General features: G+C 65.5%; 18 protein-coding genes and 1 riboswitch. Of the genes, 5 read left to right on the top strand and 13 right to left on the bottom strand.

Features of this window, described 5'->3' with window-relative positions; translation table 11 throughout:
- Positions 1-5 precede the first annotated feature (5 nt).
- Positions 6-1,253: a LysM domain-containing protein gene (locus tag P5704_014495; protein ID WOF77274.1), complete on the top strand. Its 1,248-nt coding sequence runs from the start codon at positions 6-8 to the stop codon at positions 1,251-1,253.
- Between the two features lie 560 nt (positions 1,254-1,813).
- Positions 1,814-2,020: a hypothetical protein gene (locus P5704_014490; protein WOF77273.1), complete on the top strand. Its 207-nt coding sequence runs from the start codon at positions 1,814-1,816 to the stop codon at positions 2,018-2,020.
- 21 nt (positions 2,021-2,041) lie between these two features.
- Here the strand turns inward: P5704_014490 and P5704_014485 are convergent, their stop codons facing one another.
- The 4 genes from P5704_014485 to P5704_014470 are packed head-to-tail and all read right to left on the bottom strand — an operon-like array spanning position 2,042 to position 4,403.
- Complete coding sequence (locus P5704_014485) at positions 2,042-2,503, bottom strand: DoxX family protein (GenBank protein WOF77272.1); 462 nt, start codon at positions 2,501-2,503, stop codon at positions 2,042-2,044.
- A 10-nt stretch (positions 2,504-2,513) separates the two neighbouring features.
- Entirely contained in the window at positions 2,514-3,290 is a 777-nt protein-coding gene (locus P5704_014480) for a DNA-binding domain-containing protein (GenBank protein WOF77271.1), read from the bottom strand.
- Positions 3,287-4,114, bottom strand: a complete 828-nt coding sequence (locus tag P5704_014475; protein ID WOF77270.1) for a DUF692 domain-containing protein — start codon at positions 4,112-4,114, stop codon at positions 3,287-3,289. The genes P5704_014480 and P5704_014475 overlap by 4 nt, the downstream gene beginning before the upstream one ends.
- 16 nt (positions 4,115-4,130) lie before the next feature.
- Positions 4,131-4,403, bottom strand: a complete 273-nt coding sequence (locus P5704_014470) for a DUF2282 domain-containing protein (protein ID WOF77269.1) — start codon at positions 4,401-4,403, stop codon at positions 4,131-4,133.
- Positions 4,404-4,594: 191 nt separating this feature from the next.
- On the opposite strand from P5704_014470, the gene P5704_014465 reads away from it, so the two are divergent.
- From P5704_014465 to P5704_014455, 3 genes are read left to right on the top strand one after another with little or no spacing between them, the layout of a single operon-like run.
- Complete coding sequence (locus P5704_014465) at positions 4,595-5,164, top strand: sigma-70 family RNA polymerase sigma factor (GenBank protein WOF77268.1); 570 nt, start codon at positions 4,595-4,597, stop codon at positions 5,162-5,164.
- On the top strand, positions 5,161-5,802 hold the full coding sequence (locus P5704_014460; GenBank protein WOF77267.1) for a DUF1109 domain-containing protein: 642 nt from the start codon (positions 5,161-5,163) through the stop codon (positions 5,800-5,802). Before P5704_014465 ends, P5704_014460 begins: the two co-directional genes overlap by 4 nt.
- 58 nt (positions 5,803-5,860) lie before the next feature.
- A complete protein-coding gene (locus P5704_014455; protein WOF77266.1) occupies positions 5,861-6,778 on the top strand; it encodes a LysR substrate-binding domain-containing protein in 918 nt (305 codons plus the stop codon).
- A gap of 535 nt (positions 6,779-7,313) precedes the next feature.
- Here P5704_014455 and P5704_014450 read toward each other — a convergent pair.
- The 9 genes from P5704_014450 to P5704_014410 form a co-directional block, all read right to left on the bottom strand.
- Positions 7,314-8,573 carry a D-amino acid dehydrogenase gene (locus P5704_014450; GenBank protein WOF77265.1) on the bottom strand — a complete coding sequence of 420 codons (1,260 nt, stop codon included), beginning with the start codon at positions 8,571-8,573 and terminating at the stop codon, positions 7,314-7,316.
- 160 nt (positions 8,574-8,733) lie between these two features.
- Positions 8,734-8,821, bottom strand: a riboswitch (glycine riboswitch).
- Between the two features lie 160 nt (positions 8,822-8,981).
- Complete coding sequence (locus P5704_014445; protein ID WOF77264.1) at positions 8,982-10,904, bottom strand: methyl-accepting chemotaxis protein; 1,923 nt, start codon at positions 10,902-10,904, stop codon at positions 8,982-8,984.
- Between the two features lie 80 nt (positions 10,905-10,984).
- Positions 10,985-11,749 (bottom strand): malonate transporter subunit MadM, encoded by a 765-nt coding sequence (madM, locus tag P5704_014440; protein ID WOF77263.1) that lies wholly within the window; start codon positions 11,747-11,749, stop codon positions 10,985-10,987.
- A gap of 3 nt (positions 11,750-11,752) precedes the next feature.
- The gene (gene madL / locus P5704_014435; protein ID WOF77262.1) at positions 11,753-12,151 is read right to left on the bottom strand and encodes a malonate transporter subunit MadL; all 399 of its coding nucleotides are present in this window, start codon (positions 12,149-12,151) and stop codon (positions 11,753-11,755) included.
- Positions 12,152-12,271: 120 nt separating this feature from the next.
- The gene (gene mdcH / locus P5704_014430; GenBank protein WOF77261.1) at positions 12,272-13,198 is read right to left on the bottom strand and encodes a malonate decarboxylase subunit epsilon; all 927 of its coding nucleotides are present in this window, start codon (positions 13,196-13,198) and stop codon (positions 12,272-12,274) included.
- Entirely contained in the window at positions 13,195-13,818 is a 624-nt protein-coding gene (locus P5704_014425; protein WOF77260.1) for a malonate decarboxylase holo-ACP synthase, read from the bottom strand. The genes mdcH and P5704_014425 overlap by 4 nt, the downstream gene beginning before the upstream one ends.
- 75 nt (positions 13,819-13,893) lie before the next feature.
- The gene (gene mdcE / locus P5704_014420; GenBank protein ID WOF77259.1) at positions 13,894-14,679 is read right to left on the bottom strand and encodes a biotin-independent malonate decarboxylase subunit gamma; all 786 of its coding nucleotides are present in this window, start codon (positions 14,677-14,679) and stop codon (positions 13,894-13,896) included.
- A complete protein-coding gene (locus tag P5704_014415) occupies positions 14,676-15,542 on the bottom strand; it encodes a biotin-independent malonate decarboxylase subunit beta (protein WOF77258.1) in 867 nt (288 codons plus the stop codon). Before P5704_014415 ends, mdcE begins: the two co-directional genes overlap by 4 nt.
- On the bottom strand, positions 15,535-15,834 hold the full coding sequence (locus P5704_014410; protein WOF77257.1) for a malonate decarboxylase subunit delta: 300 nt from the start codon (positions 15,832-15,834) through the stop codon (positions 15,535-15,537). The genes P5704_014415 and P5704_014410 overlap by 8 nt, the downstream gene beginning before the upstream one ends.
- Between the last annotated feature and the right edge of the window lies 1 nt (position 15,835).

Genomic DNA, 15,835 nt, shown 5'->3' with positions numbered 1-15,835 from the left:
AGCGAATGGAATACACGATACAGAGGGGCGACACCCTGACCCGGATCGCCAGCGATCACGGCATCACTGTCAGCAGCCTGTTACGCCTGAACCCGCAGATTGAAAACCCAAACCAGATCCAGGCAGGCCAGATCTTGCGCATGCCCGCGTCGAGCAGCCCGGCACGCCCCGGCTGCACCGCGGGACAGATCATGCAGGACAGCCAGTGCAGCGGGGCTGCATTCGACGTCGCCTTCTACTGGAACGAAGAAGTGCAGAGCCGCCAGGCGATCTATGAGGCGATCTACGGACGTGAAATGCACTTCCTCCACCGCTCGTTGTTCCAGCGTAACAACGAGCATCTCAACGAGACGGTACTGCCTGGCGAGATTGTCATCATCTCCAACATGCCGCGCACCGACGCCGACCGACAACGCCTGGAAGCCCTCAGGGAACAGGCGCGACTCGCAAGTGAAGGCATTCAACAGCTGTCACCCGCCGAAGCCATGACGGTCAAGCGGCATCTGGAAGTTCTGGACTACGTCTCGTTGGAAACCGTCGCATCCCACCAGAGCACCGCGCTGGGTGTACTGAGTGCCGCAGCCGGACGCCAGCTAGGGGACGTCAGGAGCACGCTGGAAAAGATCAACGTCGCGTATGTCGACGAGCTCAGCCGCACCGGAAACCCCAACCGATTTTCGCCGGAGTTCTATGCGAAGCGTCAGCAGCTATTCGGCCAGCTGAATCATTCCCTTGGCCGCCTGACCCTTTCAACTGTCAATATCCGTAATTACGACAGCATCAAGACCACGCTCGGCCTATCGACCAAATCGATCCTGCATAACGCTTCTGCGATTACTGAAAGAGGCGAAGTTCCGCAGCTTGGGCAACGCATCAATACGGTTTCGAATTGGGCGAAGGGCGCTAGCCGCTTAGGCTATTTGGGCATCGCCATCGACGGAGGCGTTCGATTGAATGCGATTCAAGAAGCCTGCACGGTGGGCAATGACCAAGCCTGTACCCAAACTAGCTTCAAGCAGGTAACCGGATTCTTTGGCAGTGCGGGAGGGGGTGCCGTAGGAGGTTTCGCAGGTGCCAAAGTAGCGACTGCCGTGGTGGGAGGAATTGCACTTGCGTTCGGTGTCACGATTGGAGCTCCTGTCCTCGCAGTGATCGCAATCGCTGGCGCCGCTGCCGGAGCCTATTACGGAGGGTCTGAAGGCGGCAGTTTTGGCGAAGAGGTGGGCACTATTATTTATCGGGGAATTTACTGATATGAACGAAGCCTCGGTGCTTGAGCGAATCTTCTATCTCGGGTGGCTGCTACTATTCGTAGCCGGAGGCATTAATGGCATTTATATCTGCTTCCACGGAATTCGTCGGCTCGACCCGTACTTCTCTCGGCTACCCAATATCAAGTGGGAATCCTATAGTCCGTTTGATACCTTCTGCCGAATGCACCGTTATAGTTTTCTTTACGCATTCGGTGTGACTCGACCAAAGGTAAGCCGCCCTGTAACTGCTTGGCTTTACTTCACCTGCATAACACTTATCGTGTACTGGATCAGCATGTTTATCGGCTTCCTTCGTCATCAATTCGATATAAATATTATCTCCTGATTGCAAACTGCATTCGATTGCAATCCTTTTCGGCCTATCAATAAGACAACTGGCAATGAGCGGGATGCAGTGGTGTTCGGTCTCCACCGCTCGTTAACCGTTCGGCAGGCAAAAGCAGTCGGGCGATGAACGGACAGGGATTAAGCCGCACAAAGTGACAAAATGACATCACAGCTGCGACGTGCAGCCCTTCCCGATGATCAGAGTCACTTTCATGCCCGCCAATCGACGCTATTCCATCATCCTCGAACACACCGGCCAGGTCCTGCTCGAGCAGGCCTCACTCGAGCAGGTCGAGGCGTTCTGGGACGCCAATGATGACCTTTACTTCGGCCTGCGCATCGAAGACGCGCAGAGCGATCACGCTCGCGTGTTCGTCACCGATGAAATTCCCGAAGATGAAGACGTCGTGCCTGCCTGATGTGATAACTCCAGGCCGGCACTAGCGAATTCCCCACAGGTGATCGAGCGAGAGCCGGCCGGCGCCTCGACCTATCAGCAGTAGCAGCAGCGCCGCCCAGCTCAGGTGAGTCGACCAGGCGTCCGGATAGACGAACAGCTGGATCACCAGCGTCATCAGCAGTAACGCCAGCGCCGATAGCCGCGTGAACAGGCCGAGCACCAGCGACAGTGGGAGCAGGTGCTCGGCATAGGTCGCCAGGTGCGCCGCGACGGACGGTGGCAGCAAAGGCAATGCGTATTCGCTGCGAAAAAGCTCGAACGTGCCCGAAGTAATGTCCAGCACGCCGCTCACCTTGGTGCGCCCGGAGAGGAGGAAGATCGCCGCGATGGCCAACCGTGCCGTCAGGCTCAGCAGTGAATCGCCGAGCAGCTGCTGTAATCGCTGCGCGGCTGCGTTCCATTGTTGCCGCAAACGCAGCGGCTGGTTGTGCATGGCGTTCATGACGGTTTCCTCATGTGGATGGCGTCGTCGGCGCCAGCGCGGCGAACGCGCCCGCCGCCAGCAGTCGGCCGAGCAGGTCGTTGAAGTCGAGTTGCGGCTGAATCGCCAGCGCCAGTTCCGATGCCTGCGCCAGCGAACGGCCAGCGGCGCAGGCATCGAGAAAGGCACAACCGGCGCGTTCGAGTGGCTGCCAGCCAATGCGGCCGGCACTTCGGCTTAGCAGTACCCCTTCGCCTTGCCAGACCAGTTCTGCCGCCACCACGCGCCCTTCGCGGGTGCAACTCCAGATGCTGAAAACCGGTAGCTCGGCGAACCACCGCCAACGCAGCGCAGCGCGCGGTACGAGCGCCTGCCGGGCCAGCTGCTCCGGTTTTTGCGTCGTCAAGCCAGCGAGGGCAAGAGCGGGTTGCTCAACGGCGCTGAATACCTCGAGCCAGAGCCGGTCCAACTGCGCGACACCAGACAGATAGGGCAACTCCCGCGCCGGTTCGAAGCCCTGCAGGAACGCCGGAAAATCCTCACCGTATTCGAGCAACGGCCCCCTGCGCGGCGGCATCTCGCGCGCGTACAGCGTCGCGGCGGCGGCAAACCACTCCGCCCCCACCAGTCGTTCGACGGCAGGAAAATTGGCGCGCAGCGCATCGACACAGCCCTTGGCCAGGGTGTTGCGGTAGACCGCGAAACCGGGCTGCCCCACCAGCGCAGCGACCTCGCCCGCCGCACTATCGGGCACGCCGGTCAGCGCCGCGACGAAGGCATCCTGAAATGCTGCCAGCGAGCCGCTCATTGCCAGGCCCTCACTTCATCGAGCACCTGCTGGGCGCGGGTGCGCTCGGCCAGCAGCGTCTCGAAGGCTGGCAGCTTGTCGTCGCGTTCGATCAGCGTCGGGCGCGGGCCGATACGCTCGATCAATTGCCGATAGAGCGTCCATACCGCCGCGTCCACTGGTGCATCGTGGGAGTCGATCAGCAGCGAGGATGCGTCATCCTGGCTGTGCCCGGCCAGGTGAACCTCCATGATCGGCGCGGCGGGAAAGCGCCGCAGGTAGGCAGCCGCATCGAAACCCAGGTTGTGTGCGCTGACCTGCACGTTGTTGACGTCCAGCAGCAGGCCGCAGCCGGTGCGCTGGCTGAGCTCAGCGAGAAAGTCGATCTCGTCCCACTCGTGCTGCTCGAAGCGCAGGTAATGGCTGGGATTCTCGATGACGATGCGCTGCCCAAGCACCTCCTGGGTGCGCTCGATGTTCGCCGCGATTCGTCGCAATGCCGCCGTGGTCCGCGGAAATGGCAGCAGGTCGGGATGGTAGTTGCCGCGCCAGCTCGACCAGGCCAGGTGTTCGGAGATCAACGCCGGCCGCACACGCTCGGCCAGCGCCTTGAGTCGCTGCAGGTGCGTCTCGTCCGGCGCACAGTCGGCGGCCAGCGACAGCGACACACCGTGCAGCGACAGCGGGTACCGCGCCCCTATCGCCTCCAGCCAGTCGAGCCGCGGCCCACCGCCGACCATGTAGTTTTCCGGATGAACCTCGAACCACAACCCATCCGCCACGCAGGCGCAGGCGTCCGCGTAATGCTCGGGTTTGAGCCCAAGTCCTGCTCCGAGAAGCTGCATGGCCGGCACGCTACGCTCAGCGCTCGACCGGCGTCAGCGAGCCCATCCCCTTGGGCGTCTCGATCGAGGTGCAGGTACCGGCGGGCACCAGTTTCCAGGCGTTGCCCTGGTAATCGCGCTTGGAACTGCCGGCGCAGCTGGTGCCGGCACCGGCCTTGCAATCGTTCTGTCCGGCCAGCGCGACGCCGTAGCATTTTTCCATGTCGCCTTTGTCGTTCTCGCCTGCCTGAGCGCCCGCGGCGATCGAAGCCAGGGCAATGGCGGCCGCCGCAAGGTTGAGAGTCTTCATGTTGGATTCTCCGCAATCGTTGAGTGGCCATCGGCGAATCTGCAGATGGCTCCTGAAGTAATTCGCTGCCTCAGTCGCGGTGGTTACAGCCAGCGAAAAATTATTTTGAGATTTCCCCGCGGCGCCCCTACCGTGACCCTGCCCGACGGGCGGCGGACATTTCGCGGTTCCACCTGTAACCAGAGCAGCCGATGGAACGAACTACCTCTCAGGAGACACTCCAGGCCCGCGAGAACGAGCTGCGCGCGCTGCTGCTGCGCGGGCTCGATGGCGATGCGAGGGCCTACCGGGCATTCCTCGACCAGCTCGGCGGTCATCTGCGCGGTTTTCTGCGACGCCGCCTGCCGCAGTCGGACGAGTTGGAAGACGTTCTGCAGGAAGTACTGCTGGCGGTGCACAATGCGCGGCAGACCTATCGCGCCGAGCAGCCGCTGACGGTCTGGGTGCAGGCGATCTGTCGCTACAAGCTGACCGACCACTACCGCGCCCGTGGCCGCCAGGCCGCGCAGACCGACTGGCTGGACGAGGCCGACGAGCTGCTCGCCGTACAGGACAATGAGCAGACCGAGGCCCGCCGCGATCTGGGCAAGCTGCTCCAGCAGCTGCCGCCACGCCAGCGGCTACCCATCGTTCACGTCAAACTGGAGGGCCGCTCGGTGGAAGAAACTGCGCGTCTGACCGGGCTTTCCAGCTCGGCGATCAAGGTCGGTATTCATCGCGGGCTCAAGGCCCTGGCGGCGAAGATTCGAGGTGGCGCATGAAAACCGATGACCTGATTGCCCTGCTCGCCAGCGAGGTTGCGCCGGTGGACCGGCACGTCGTCGCCAGGCGCTTCGCCACGGCGCTGCTGTGCGGGCTGGCCGGCGCGCTGTTGCTGATCGTGACCGCATACGGCATTCGCGCCGACCTGTCGGTGATCGCCACCACGCCGCTGTTCTGGGCCAAGTTGGCATTGCCGGCGACTCTGCTCGCCGGCGCGCTGCTGCTGACCACGCGCATGGCGCGTCCCGGCACGCGGGTAGGTCGCAGCTGGGTGCTACTGGCGGTGCCGGTGGCGATCGTCTGGGGCGCCGCGCTGGCGATCCTGATTACCGCCCCGGCCGACGCACGCATGCCGCTGCTGCTCGGCAACACCTGGCGCGAGTGCCTGGCGAACATCGTGCTGCTGTCGATGCCCGCCTTCATCGCCGCGTTCTGGGCGTTGCGCGGGCTGGCGCCGACGCGCCCACGTCTGGCCGGCGGCGCTGCTGGTCTGCTCGCTGGCAGCATCGCGGCGCTCGCCTACAGCCTGCACTGCCCGGAGATGGCGGTGCCGTTCTGGGCGCTCTGGTACTTGCTCGGCATGTTGCTGCCCGGCGTGCTCGGTGCACTGCTCGGGCCGCGCCTGCTGCGCTGGTGAGGCGCCGCAGTGCGCCCTGGTCCGGCATAATCGTCGACCCGCCCGCGGAGCCGAAGCCATGCAGATCGACGAAGAACTGACCCTGAAGAAGCTGGAGGTGTTTCTGGCCTTCATGCGCAGCGGCAATCTGGGCAAGGCCGCGGTGGAGCTGAACACCAGCAACGTCAGCGTGCACCGCGCCATCCACTCCCTGGAAAGCGCGCTGCGCTGCCCGCTGTTCAAGCACGAGGGACGCAACCTGATCCCGCTGGAAAGCGCCTACGTGCTCGAAGAGCGCGCTCAGCAGCTGGTCAAGGACGTGCTCGAGACAGTGCGCCAGACTCGCGAAGCCGCCGGCTTCTCGGCCGAGCGTTTCAAGCTCGGCGCGCTGTATTCGCTGACGGTGAAGACCGTGCCGCAGCTGATCATGGGTTTGAAACTGCGCCGCAGCGAACTCAACATCGACCTGATCCTCGGCTCCAACGTCGACCTGCTCTACAAGCTGAAGAACATGGAGCTGGACGCCATCCTGGTGTCGCTCAACGAAAGCGTGGCCGACCCGGACTGCGCCCAGGTGCAGCTGTTTTCCGACGACATCTTCCTCGCCGCGCCGGCCGACTCGCCCTTCGCCAACCAGAGCGAGGTGGACCTCAGCGACCTGCGCGACGCCACCTTCATCACCCTGTCCCAGGGCTTCGCCACCCATCAGGACGGCAACCGGGTGTTCCAGCTGGCGGGTTTCGAGCCGAAGGTGGCGATGCAGGTGAACGACATCTTCACCCTGCTGAGCATGGTCAATTCCGGGGTCGGCTACGCGCTGCTGCCGGGGCGCGTGGGCATGGTCTACGAATCACGGGTCAGGCTGATCCCGCTGCAGGCGCGTTATCACCTGCAGCAGCATATCGGCGTGGTGTTCCTCAAGGCCAAGGAGCGCGACCCCAACCTGCTGGCGCTGCTCGCCGAATGCCGGATGTACAGCCTGAAACACCCGAGCTGAAGCGGCGTAGATTTCGTGGGCTCGCAGGTAGGTTGGCGCTGAGCGCAGCGAAGCCCAACAGGGGGGCACAACCTGTTGGGCTTCGTCGCTGCGCGCCTCAACCCAACCTACGTGCTGTGTCCCCGTTCGCGATGCAGGGCTTGCCTGGCCCGGATTTCGTGGGCTCGCGGGTAGGTTGGCGCTAAGCGCAGCGAAGCCCAACAGTGGCCACAACTGTGTTGGGCTTCGTCGCTGCGCGCCTCGACCCAACCTACGCGCTGTGTCCCCCGTTCGCGATGCAGGGCTTGCCTGGCCCGGATTTCGTGGGCTCGCGGGTAGGTTGGCGCTGAGCGCAGCGAAGCCCAACAGGGAGTGCACAACCTGTTGGGCTTCGTCGCTGCGCGCCTCGACCCAACCTACGCGCTGAAACAGCGTAGGGTGGAAAACCGCTTCGCGGGTTTTCCACGCGCGGCGTGGGGCCAATCGGCCGGGATGGTCGGTCGCCACCGCAGCCGGTGGAAGAGGCTTCGCCGTCTTCCACCCTACGATTGCATGATTAGGCGACGGCTGTCTGCCCGGATGCCACCGGAGCCGGCCGGCCCAGGCTTTGCGCCACCACGTCGCCGATCATGTCCGCGGTGATCGCACTCAGCGTCCAGCCCAGGTGCCCGTGGCCGGTGTTGTAGAACACGCAGGGCGAACTGCCGCGGCCAACCTTGGGCATCATGTTCGGCATCATCGGCCGCAGACCGGCCCAGGGCACCACGCTGCGGGTGTTGACGCCGGGGAAGCACTGGTTGACCCACTCCACCAGCGGGCGGATGCGATCGGCGCGGATATCGCGGTTGTAGCCGTTGAACTCGGCGGTGCCGGCGACGCGGAAGCGGTCATCACCGAGGCGACTGCTGACCAGCTTGGTCTCGTCGTCGAGCAGGCTGACGATGGGTGCCGAGGCGCGGCTGACTTCGTCGGTCAGGTTGACGGTGATCGAGTAGCCCTTGACCGGATAGATGTTCACCCGGTCGCCCAGCTGTGCAGCGAAATCACGACTTGCGGTACCGGCACAGATCACCAGGCCATCGAATTCCAGGCGTTCGCCACCGGCAACGCCGCCCAACGTCACGGTCGCGCGCTTGCCGTCAGTGGCCACCGCCTGCACGTCCTCGCCATACAGGCAACGCACGCCGAGCCGCTCGATCGCCGTGGCCAGGCCATGGGTGAACTTGTGGATGTCACCGGTGGAGTCGCACTCGGTGTAGTAGCCGCCGTAATAGGTGCCGGCCAGGGTCGGCTCGATGCCACGCATCTCTTCCGGCGTCACGCTGCGTCGCGGCAGGCCGCCTTCGGCGAGCAGCCGGGAAACCTCAGCGGCATGGTCGAAGCCGGCCTTGTCGCGGTAGATGTGCAGGATGCCTTTCTTCTTCAGGTCGAAGTCGACACCTTCCGCCTCGGCCCAGGCGAATAGGTGTTCGCGCGCGGCGATGGCCAGACGCGCGGTTTCGACCGTGTTCTTGCGGTAGTTGGGAATCGAGCCGATGAACTCGGCGAACCAGGAGAGCTTGTGCCAGCTGGGCTTGGGATTGACCAGCAGCGGCGCATCGCTCTTGAGCATCCACTTGAGGCCCTTGACGATGGTCGACCAGTGGTTCCAGACCTCGGCATTGGAGGCCGACAGCTGGCCACCGTTGGCGAACGAGGTTTCCATCGCGGCGTAGCGGTGCTTTTCCAGCAGGGTGACCGAGAAGCCGCGCTTGGCCAGGGCATAGGCGGTGGTGACGCCGGTGATGCCGCCGCCGATGACTGCGATTGTTTTCATTGTTGCGCTCCAGAACGTCGAGGGGTCATAGCCCGTGCGCCCAACGCGCGGCGGGCGCCCCCTCTGTTCTGGACCTGAGAGATTCACGAGCGCGTGACGCGGCTCGCTTGCTCCTTCGGTGCGCCCGGCGACGAAAACCGGGCGGCTCTTCAGAGTTTCAGCGGTGATAGCGGTCCTTTTGCCTGAGAGTTTCCGGGGCGGTTGCTCCTTCGGCGCTGCCATGCGGCAGTCTCTCCCGCAATCACATCGATCCGCGTCGATCGCCAGCTGCGGCAAATCGTCACGCAATCGCAGGAGACACCCTGCCAGAAAAACCTAGCGCTGTAACCCCCGACGTTGGCCCGAGAAGACGAGAGGCCGGGCGAAGGGCGCAGCCGCTCGCGCCCAGCGCCGGCCGGCGGCATCGCTTCAGACCTGGAAGCGCGCGGTCAGCTCCTGCAGCTCGCTGCCCAGCCGCGCCAGCTGCACCGTCGAGGCCGCGGTCTGCTGCGCGGCAGCCGCCGACTGCTCGGCCACATCGCGCACGCTGAGCACGCTGCGGTTGATGTCTTCGGCCACCGAACTCTGCTCTTCCGACGCCGTGGCGATCTGCATGTTCATCGCCTGGATGGTTGAGATCGTGCGGGTAATGGCCTGCAGCTCGTCGCCGACATCACGCGCCAGCCTGACCGTCTCATCTGCCAGGCCGCGGCTGCTGTCCATCAGCGAGGAGGCATGCAGCGCGCCCTTCTGCAGGTTGCCGATCAGCTCCTCGATCTGCGCCGTGGACTGCTGGGTGCGCAACGCCAGGCCGCGCACCTCGTCGGCCACCACGGCGAAACCGCGACCGGCGTCACCGGCACGAGCCGCTTCGATGGCGGCATTGAGGGCAAGCAGGTTGGTCTGCTCGGCAATGCCGTTGATCACCGTGAGCACTGTGCTGATGCCGGCCGTTTCCTGGTTCAGCTGCGCCATTGCCTCGGCCGACAGCCCGACCTGGGAGGACAGGCGGTCGATCTGCGTCAGGGCCCGCTGCACCACCACATCACCCTGCGCCGCTTGGCGGTCGGCATGCTGCGCGGCGCTGGATGCCTCGTCGGCATTGCGCGCCACCTCCTGCACGGTCGCGGCCATCTCGTGCATGGCGGTGGCGACCTGATCGGTCTCCAGGCGCTGGCTCTGGATGCCCGCGCTGGTCTGTTCGGTCACCGCCGAAAGCTCCTCTGCCGCGCTGGCCAGCTGGCCGGTGATGCCGCTCATGCGGCCGATCAGGTCACGCAGATTGTCACGGGTGCGGTCCAGCGCATCGAGCAGCTGGCCGAACTCGTCGCTGCGTCGCTGCCGCGGCTGCTCGGTCATGTCGCCGGCACCGATGCGTGCGGCGATCGCCACGGCCTGGGCCAGCGGTTGCGTCAGCTGACGCACGATGAGCCAGCTGATCAGCGATCCCAGCGCCACCGCCAGCAGCGTGATCGCCAGCAGCAGCGCTTTCTTCTGCCCGGCTTCGGCGCTGCGCTTGTCGGTCTGAATCTGCACGATTTCGCTGGTGTTGCGGTAGATGCTGTCGAAGATGCTTTGCATTTCTTCGCGCGCCTGCGCCTGGGCGGCGACGATCGGCGGCAACTGGCCGAACTGGCGGATATAGGTCGCCACCGAATCACGCAGAGGCTGCAGGTCGACGCCAGGGGTGCCGGCCAGCTGGGTATCCAGCCTGTCCACCGCCGCCTGCAGCGTGCTGAACTGTTGCTGCAATTGCTGCAGCGACTGCTCGGTCTCGGTCATCAGATAGCCGCGCACCATGAAGCGCACCATGCGGTTGTGCTTGGAGACTTCACCGGCCTGCAGGCCGATGGCTGCGCTGCGCGGATCCTCATGCATGACCGGTGCGTCCGGCGTGCCAGCCCAGCGGGCCTCCAGCTCGGCGATCAGTGCGTCGGACGTATTGCCGGCCGCGACCCAGCTGCTGCGCGTCTTCACTTTGCGTTCCCAGAGCCCGGCCAGTTCGAGGAAGCGCTGGCGGTAGTGCTGGGCCTTATTGGCGATCGCCTCCAGACGCTGCAGGTCCTGCGGATCGCTGAATTCAGCCTTCTGCTGCTGCACCAGCTCGACGACCCGGGCCACGGACTGTTCGACCGCCTCGACATGCCTGGGATCGCCGCGGGTCTCGAAGGCGACCTGGGCGTAACGGATGCGGTTGGCCTCGTCGAGCAACCTGGCCGCGCTCTGCGCCTTGTCGCTGCGCGAGATCAGTGCATCCATGCCATAGATACCGATCAGTGCAACGGCGATGGTCAGCGCCAGAACGGCGGCGAAGCCGAGGGCCAGTTTGTGACTGACCTTGAGAGAGTTCATCTTTCGGTATTCCTTGATGAACGCAAACGCGCCCCGGAAGGGCGCGCTGCGTATGGCTAGTGACTACAGCCGTGGTCGGCTCAGCCCAACAATCCACGCATGACGAAGAACAGAAGCGACGGCCCGAGCAGGCAACCCAGCGCGGTGTAGAACGCCGCAGTCAGGCAGCCGTAGGGCACCAGGCGGGCATCGGTGGCCGCCAGGCCGCCGGCCACACCGCTGGAGGTGCCGATCAGGCCGCCGAAGATCACCGCGGCACGGGGGTTGTTCAGGCCGATCATCGGCGCCACGAACGGCGTCGCGATCATCACCAGAATCGCCTTGACCAGGCCCGCGGCGATCGACAGCGCCATCACCTCGGAGCTGGCGCCGATCGCCGCGCCGGTCACCGGGCCGACGATGTAGGTCACAGCGCCCGTGCCGATGGTGGTCAGGCTGACCGCGTCGGTGTAGCCGAATGCCATGGCCACCGCGACACCGGCGACGAAAGAGGAGAACACGCCGACGAACAGCGCCAGCACACCCACCAGACCGGCGCGCTTGAGTTCCTCGACGCTGACGCCGAAACCGGTGGCGACGATGGCGAAGTCACGTAGCATGGCGCCGCCGAGCAGGCCGATGCCGGAGAACAGCGCGATATCCACCAGGCCCTTCTGCCCGCCGGTCACCACGCCGCCGATGTACGACAGCAACAGGCCGATGAGGATGGCCACCGCCGAGCCGTGCAGGCGGCCCTTGGTGAGCTTGTCGGACAGCCAGTAGGAGATCCACATGGTCGCGCCGATGATGGCGAAGCCGCTGATCAGGCCATAGCCGGTGATCACTTTCATGAGGGACTCGTACATGGATCAACCCTCCGCGGTCAGTGGCTTGGCTTCATCGGCTTCAGGCTTTTTTCGGCCGATCCGGTCGAGCACCGGCACCAGCGCGAAGGCCACGGCGACAGCCGCCACACCGGCGAGAATGGCCATCGGGCCGCCGCTGAGGGCGCCGTAGACGTTCTGTTGCGCAGCCATCGCGACCACGATCGGGATGTACACGGCACTCCAGAATTTCACCCCCTGTTCGGTTTCCATGTTGAACAGGCCGCGCTTCTTCAGGTAGCTGCCGAGCAGAATCAGCAGGACCATGGCGATACCCACGCCGCCGACGTTTGCCGGTACGCCCAACAGTTTGCCCAGCAGCTCGCCGGCGAAAATGCCGGTGAGGGTACACAAGGCCAGGAAGGCCACACCAAAGATGATCATTGTTCTTGTCCTTTTTGGTTGCGCCGCCTGCAGAGGGCTTGGCGCGTGTTATCGAGGTCGTTGTTTTTATCCATCGATCAGCCGCGAGTAAGGCTTGCTCGCGCTGAATGTGCACGCGGTCTATCGGCTCTGGCTGCCCTCCTGACGCAGCAAGGCGTCCAGTGTGTCGAGCCGGGCGCCGTCGAAGGCGACCAGCGTACCCTGTTCGAAAACCCGCCGCGCCAGGCCGGTGAGCACCTGGCCCGGGGGCAGTTCGATATGCAGGCGCACCCCGCGTTCGTAGGCGGTGCGCAGGGTGCCGTGCCAGTCGACGACACGGCACATGTTGAAGGCGAGGTCATCGCGCAGACGCTCGGCATAGAACAGCGGGCGCGCCAAGGTACCGCTGAGGTAGCGAATCCGCGGCGCGCGCAAGCTGACGGCGGCGAAGGCTTCGGCCAGCTGCCGCGCCGGCTGCTCGAGCAACGCGCAATGCGACGGCACGCTCATCGCCAGACGCCGCGCACAGGAGGCACCGAGGGCCTTGGCGCGGGCGGCGACCGCGGCCATGGCGGTATCGCTGCCGGCGATGACGAGCTGGTTGTCGGCGTTGATATTGCCCAGATGCACCGGCCCCTCGGCTTCGGCCAGTAGCGACTCGACCGTGCCCAGCGACAGGCCGAGGATGGCGGTCATGCCGTAACCCTCGGGGTAGGCCTGCTGCATCAGCTCGCCGCGCAGGGCGACCAGACGCAGCGCGTCGGCGAAATCCAGCGACTCGGCGACTACCGCCGCGGCGTAGGCGCCGATGGACAGCCCGGCGACGTAGTCCGGCCGCTGGCCGCGACGCATCAGCAGGCGCGCCCCGGCGACCCCGGCGACCAGCAGGCAGAGCTGCACGGCGCGGGTCGAGGCCAGCGCCTCGGCCGAATCCAGCGCCAGCACGTCCTCGCCAAGTACCGCGCTGGCCTCGGCCAGGGTTGCCGCAACTTCCGGTGCATCCGGCAGGCGCTGCAGCATGCCGGGCTTCTGCGCACCCTGGCCGGGAAAGGCGAACAGGCTGCTCATGCCGCCTGCTCCGCATGCCAGGGATCGTCAACCAGCCGGGGGCCATCCGCCGTCTTGACCAGCACCCGCGAGGACGTGCCAGCCCACTCGCGCAGCGCCAGGCCACCCAGCGGCGTTTCCAGTTGCAGATCGACACGGCAGGCGCTGCCCTCCAGCAGCTGCAGTAACGGGCGCGCCTCGCTGCGTGGCAGCGGGCGCTCGGTTCTGAGGAGCAGATCGAGATCGCTGTCCGGATGCGCCGTCGGCAGCCCGGTGGCCAGCTGAAAACCGGCCGAGCCGGTGACGCCCCAAACGTGGCCCAGCGCGTCGAGCAACGGGCGAAGCTCGGCCAGCACACGGAATACCGGAAGATCTTCGCTGGCCTGACGACCGAGCAAATCTTCCGGCGCGAGCCGATGAGCGATCACCTCGACCGGCATCAGCGCGGCCAGGCGTTGATCACGCGTCGCACCACGCAAGCCGACCGCGACCAGGCCAGAGGCCACGCGCGCACGTCGCACCACCACCGGCTGGCCAGCCGCGAGCACGGCGACCGCCCAGGCCGGAGCATCGACCGGCAACTGCTCGGGGCGCATGCCCCAGAGCAGGTCGTGGGGCAGCAGATCTTCAGGCTGGTACATGGCAGTCTCCTGCTCTTGTTGTTCATTGCCGGGTTGACCGGCCAGGGACGGCCGCCTCGTTGGCGGCCGCGCCCGTTACCACTGCGCGCGCAACAGCTCGCGTACCCGCGATGACGCCTCGCGGTTCGGCGCGCCCAGACGGCCGCGCAGGTCGCTGCTGTCGCCAATGTCCGCCACAGCCTTGTTCAGGCAGTCGCGCACACGCGCCAGATCATCCGCCGAGGGCTGCTCGATGCTGTCCACCGAGAGGGTTTCCCAGAGCAGGCCGAGGGTCGCGTAGTTGTCGATGTCGTAAGCCATTGGCGGCACCGATTCGGCCAGGGCTTCGAGCTCCTCGACGCTGCGCAGGGTGATGCGCGCCGCGGCGGCCTTGCCCATGGCGTGCACCATCACGCCCGGATCGCGCAGTGCGATGATCCGCTGGGCCTGATAGCCATGAGCGAGAAAGGCGCCGGACATGGCCTTGCCCACCAGCAGCGCGATCACCGGGTGCCCGGCCAGCCGCGCACGGGCATAGCCGTCCACCGCGCCGGCGAGGGCCTGATGAATGCCGAGGGCTTCCTCGCGGCGGCCATAGGCCTGGCTCGGCACGTCGACCACGGCGACCAGCACGCGCTTCTCCGCCTTGTCGCGATCGGACTCGATCACCTCGTCCACGGCCTGGCCCAGGGCCCAGCCTTCGAGCAGGCCGACCTCGCCATTGCGCGCGCGCGGGAAGGGATTCTCGGCGTCTGGCACCACGGCGATATAGCGGGCGGCGCGCTCACCGAGCGTGCCGTCGACCACCTTCACCGAGGCCGGATAGCCCGCCAGTACCTGACCGCCGGCCAGGGCTTGCAACCAGTTCAATCCACGGCTCATTGGGCATCTCCTTGGTAGAGGGCACGCACAGCGGCGGCATCGAGCTGCGCGCGGGTGTCGGCGTCGGCCAGACGCTGCAGGTACCAGGCGTGGCGGCGGCTGCGCGGTTGTTCCGGCTTGCCCCGGGCGAACAGGCTGTGCAGTTCGGCGCGGATCGCGTCGCTGTCGTCGGCGACGTAGCTGTCCACCAGGCCGCTGGCATGGCGCTGCTCGCCGCCGGTCAGGCTCCAGATGAACGGACGGTCGCGCGAGTCGTATTCCTCGATGCCGGCTTCCTGCTCGATCACCTGCGGGCCGTTGAGGCCGACGCGGGCCTCACGGGTGACGACCAGATAACTGCATAGCCCGGCGGCGATGGACATACCGCCGAAGCAGCCGACGGAACCGGCGACCACGCCGATCACCGGCTGGTAGTCGCGCAGTTCGACGATAGCCGCCTGGATCTCGGCGATGGCGGCCAGGCCCAGATTGGCTTCCTGCAGGCGCACGCCGCCGGTTTCCAGCAAGAGCACGGCGCGGGTCGGGATGCCGTTGCGGTTGTCCTCGACGGCCAGCTCCAGGCTGCCTGCGATCTTCGCGCCGCCGACCTCGCCCATGCTGCCGCCCTGGAAGGCGCCTTCGATGGCGGCGATTACCGCCGGCTGGCCGTCGATGGTGCCCTTGGCCACCACCACGCCGTCGTCGGCCTGGGTGACGATGCCCTGCTTCGGCAGCCAGGGCGAGGTGACGCGATCGAACGGATCGAGCAGTTCGCGGAAGCTGCCTTCGTCCAGCAGTGCGCGGGCGCGCTGGCGGGCACCGAGTTCGACGAAGCTGCGCGACTCGAGTAAACGGGCCACGGTGTTAGCGGACACATCAGTCATGGCCGACCTCCTCCAGTCCCTGCTCCAGACGCAGACGCACTACGCCGGGCGTGGCCCCAAAATCGTGAATATCGATGTTCAGCGCCGGCAGGTTCTGCTCGCGGAACATCCGCTCGAACAGGCTCTTCCAGCGTTGCTCGGCGCCATTGACCGAGGTGACCACCTGGATCGCCAGCTTGCCGGCCTGGCCGGGTTCGAGCAGCACTTCCAGATCGCCCGAGCCGACCACGCCGACCAGGGCCTTGCCGCGGGCGGGTTGCCCGGCGGCGAATTCGAAAGACAGGGTTTCCATG

Source organism: Pseudomonas sp. FeN3W (genome assembly GCA_030263805.2).
Classification (GTDB): Bacteria; Pseudomonadota; Gammaproteobacteria; order Pseudomonadales; family Pseudomonadaceae; genus Stutzerimonas; species Stutzerimonas stutzeri_G.
This window is presented reverse-complemented; position numbering and strand designations above follow the sequence as displayed.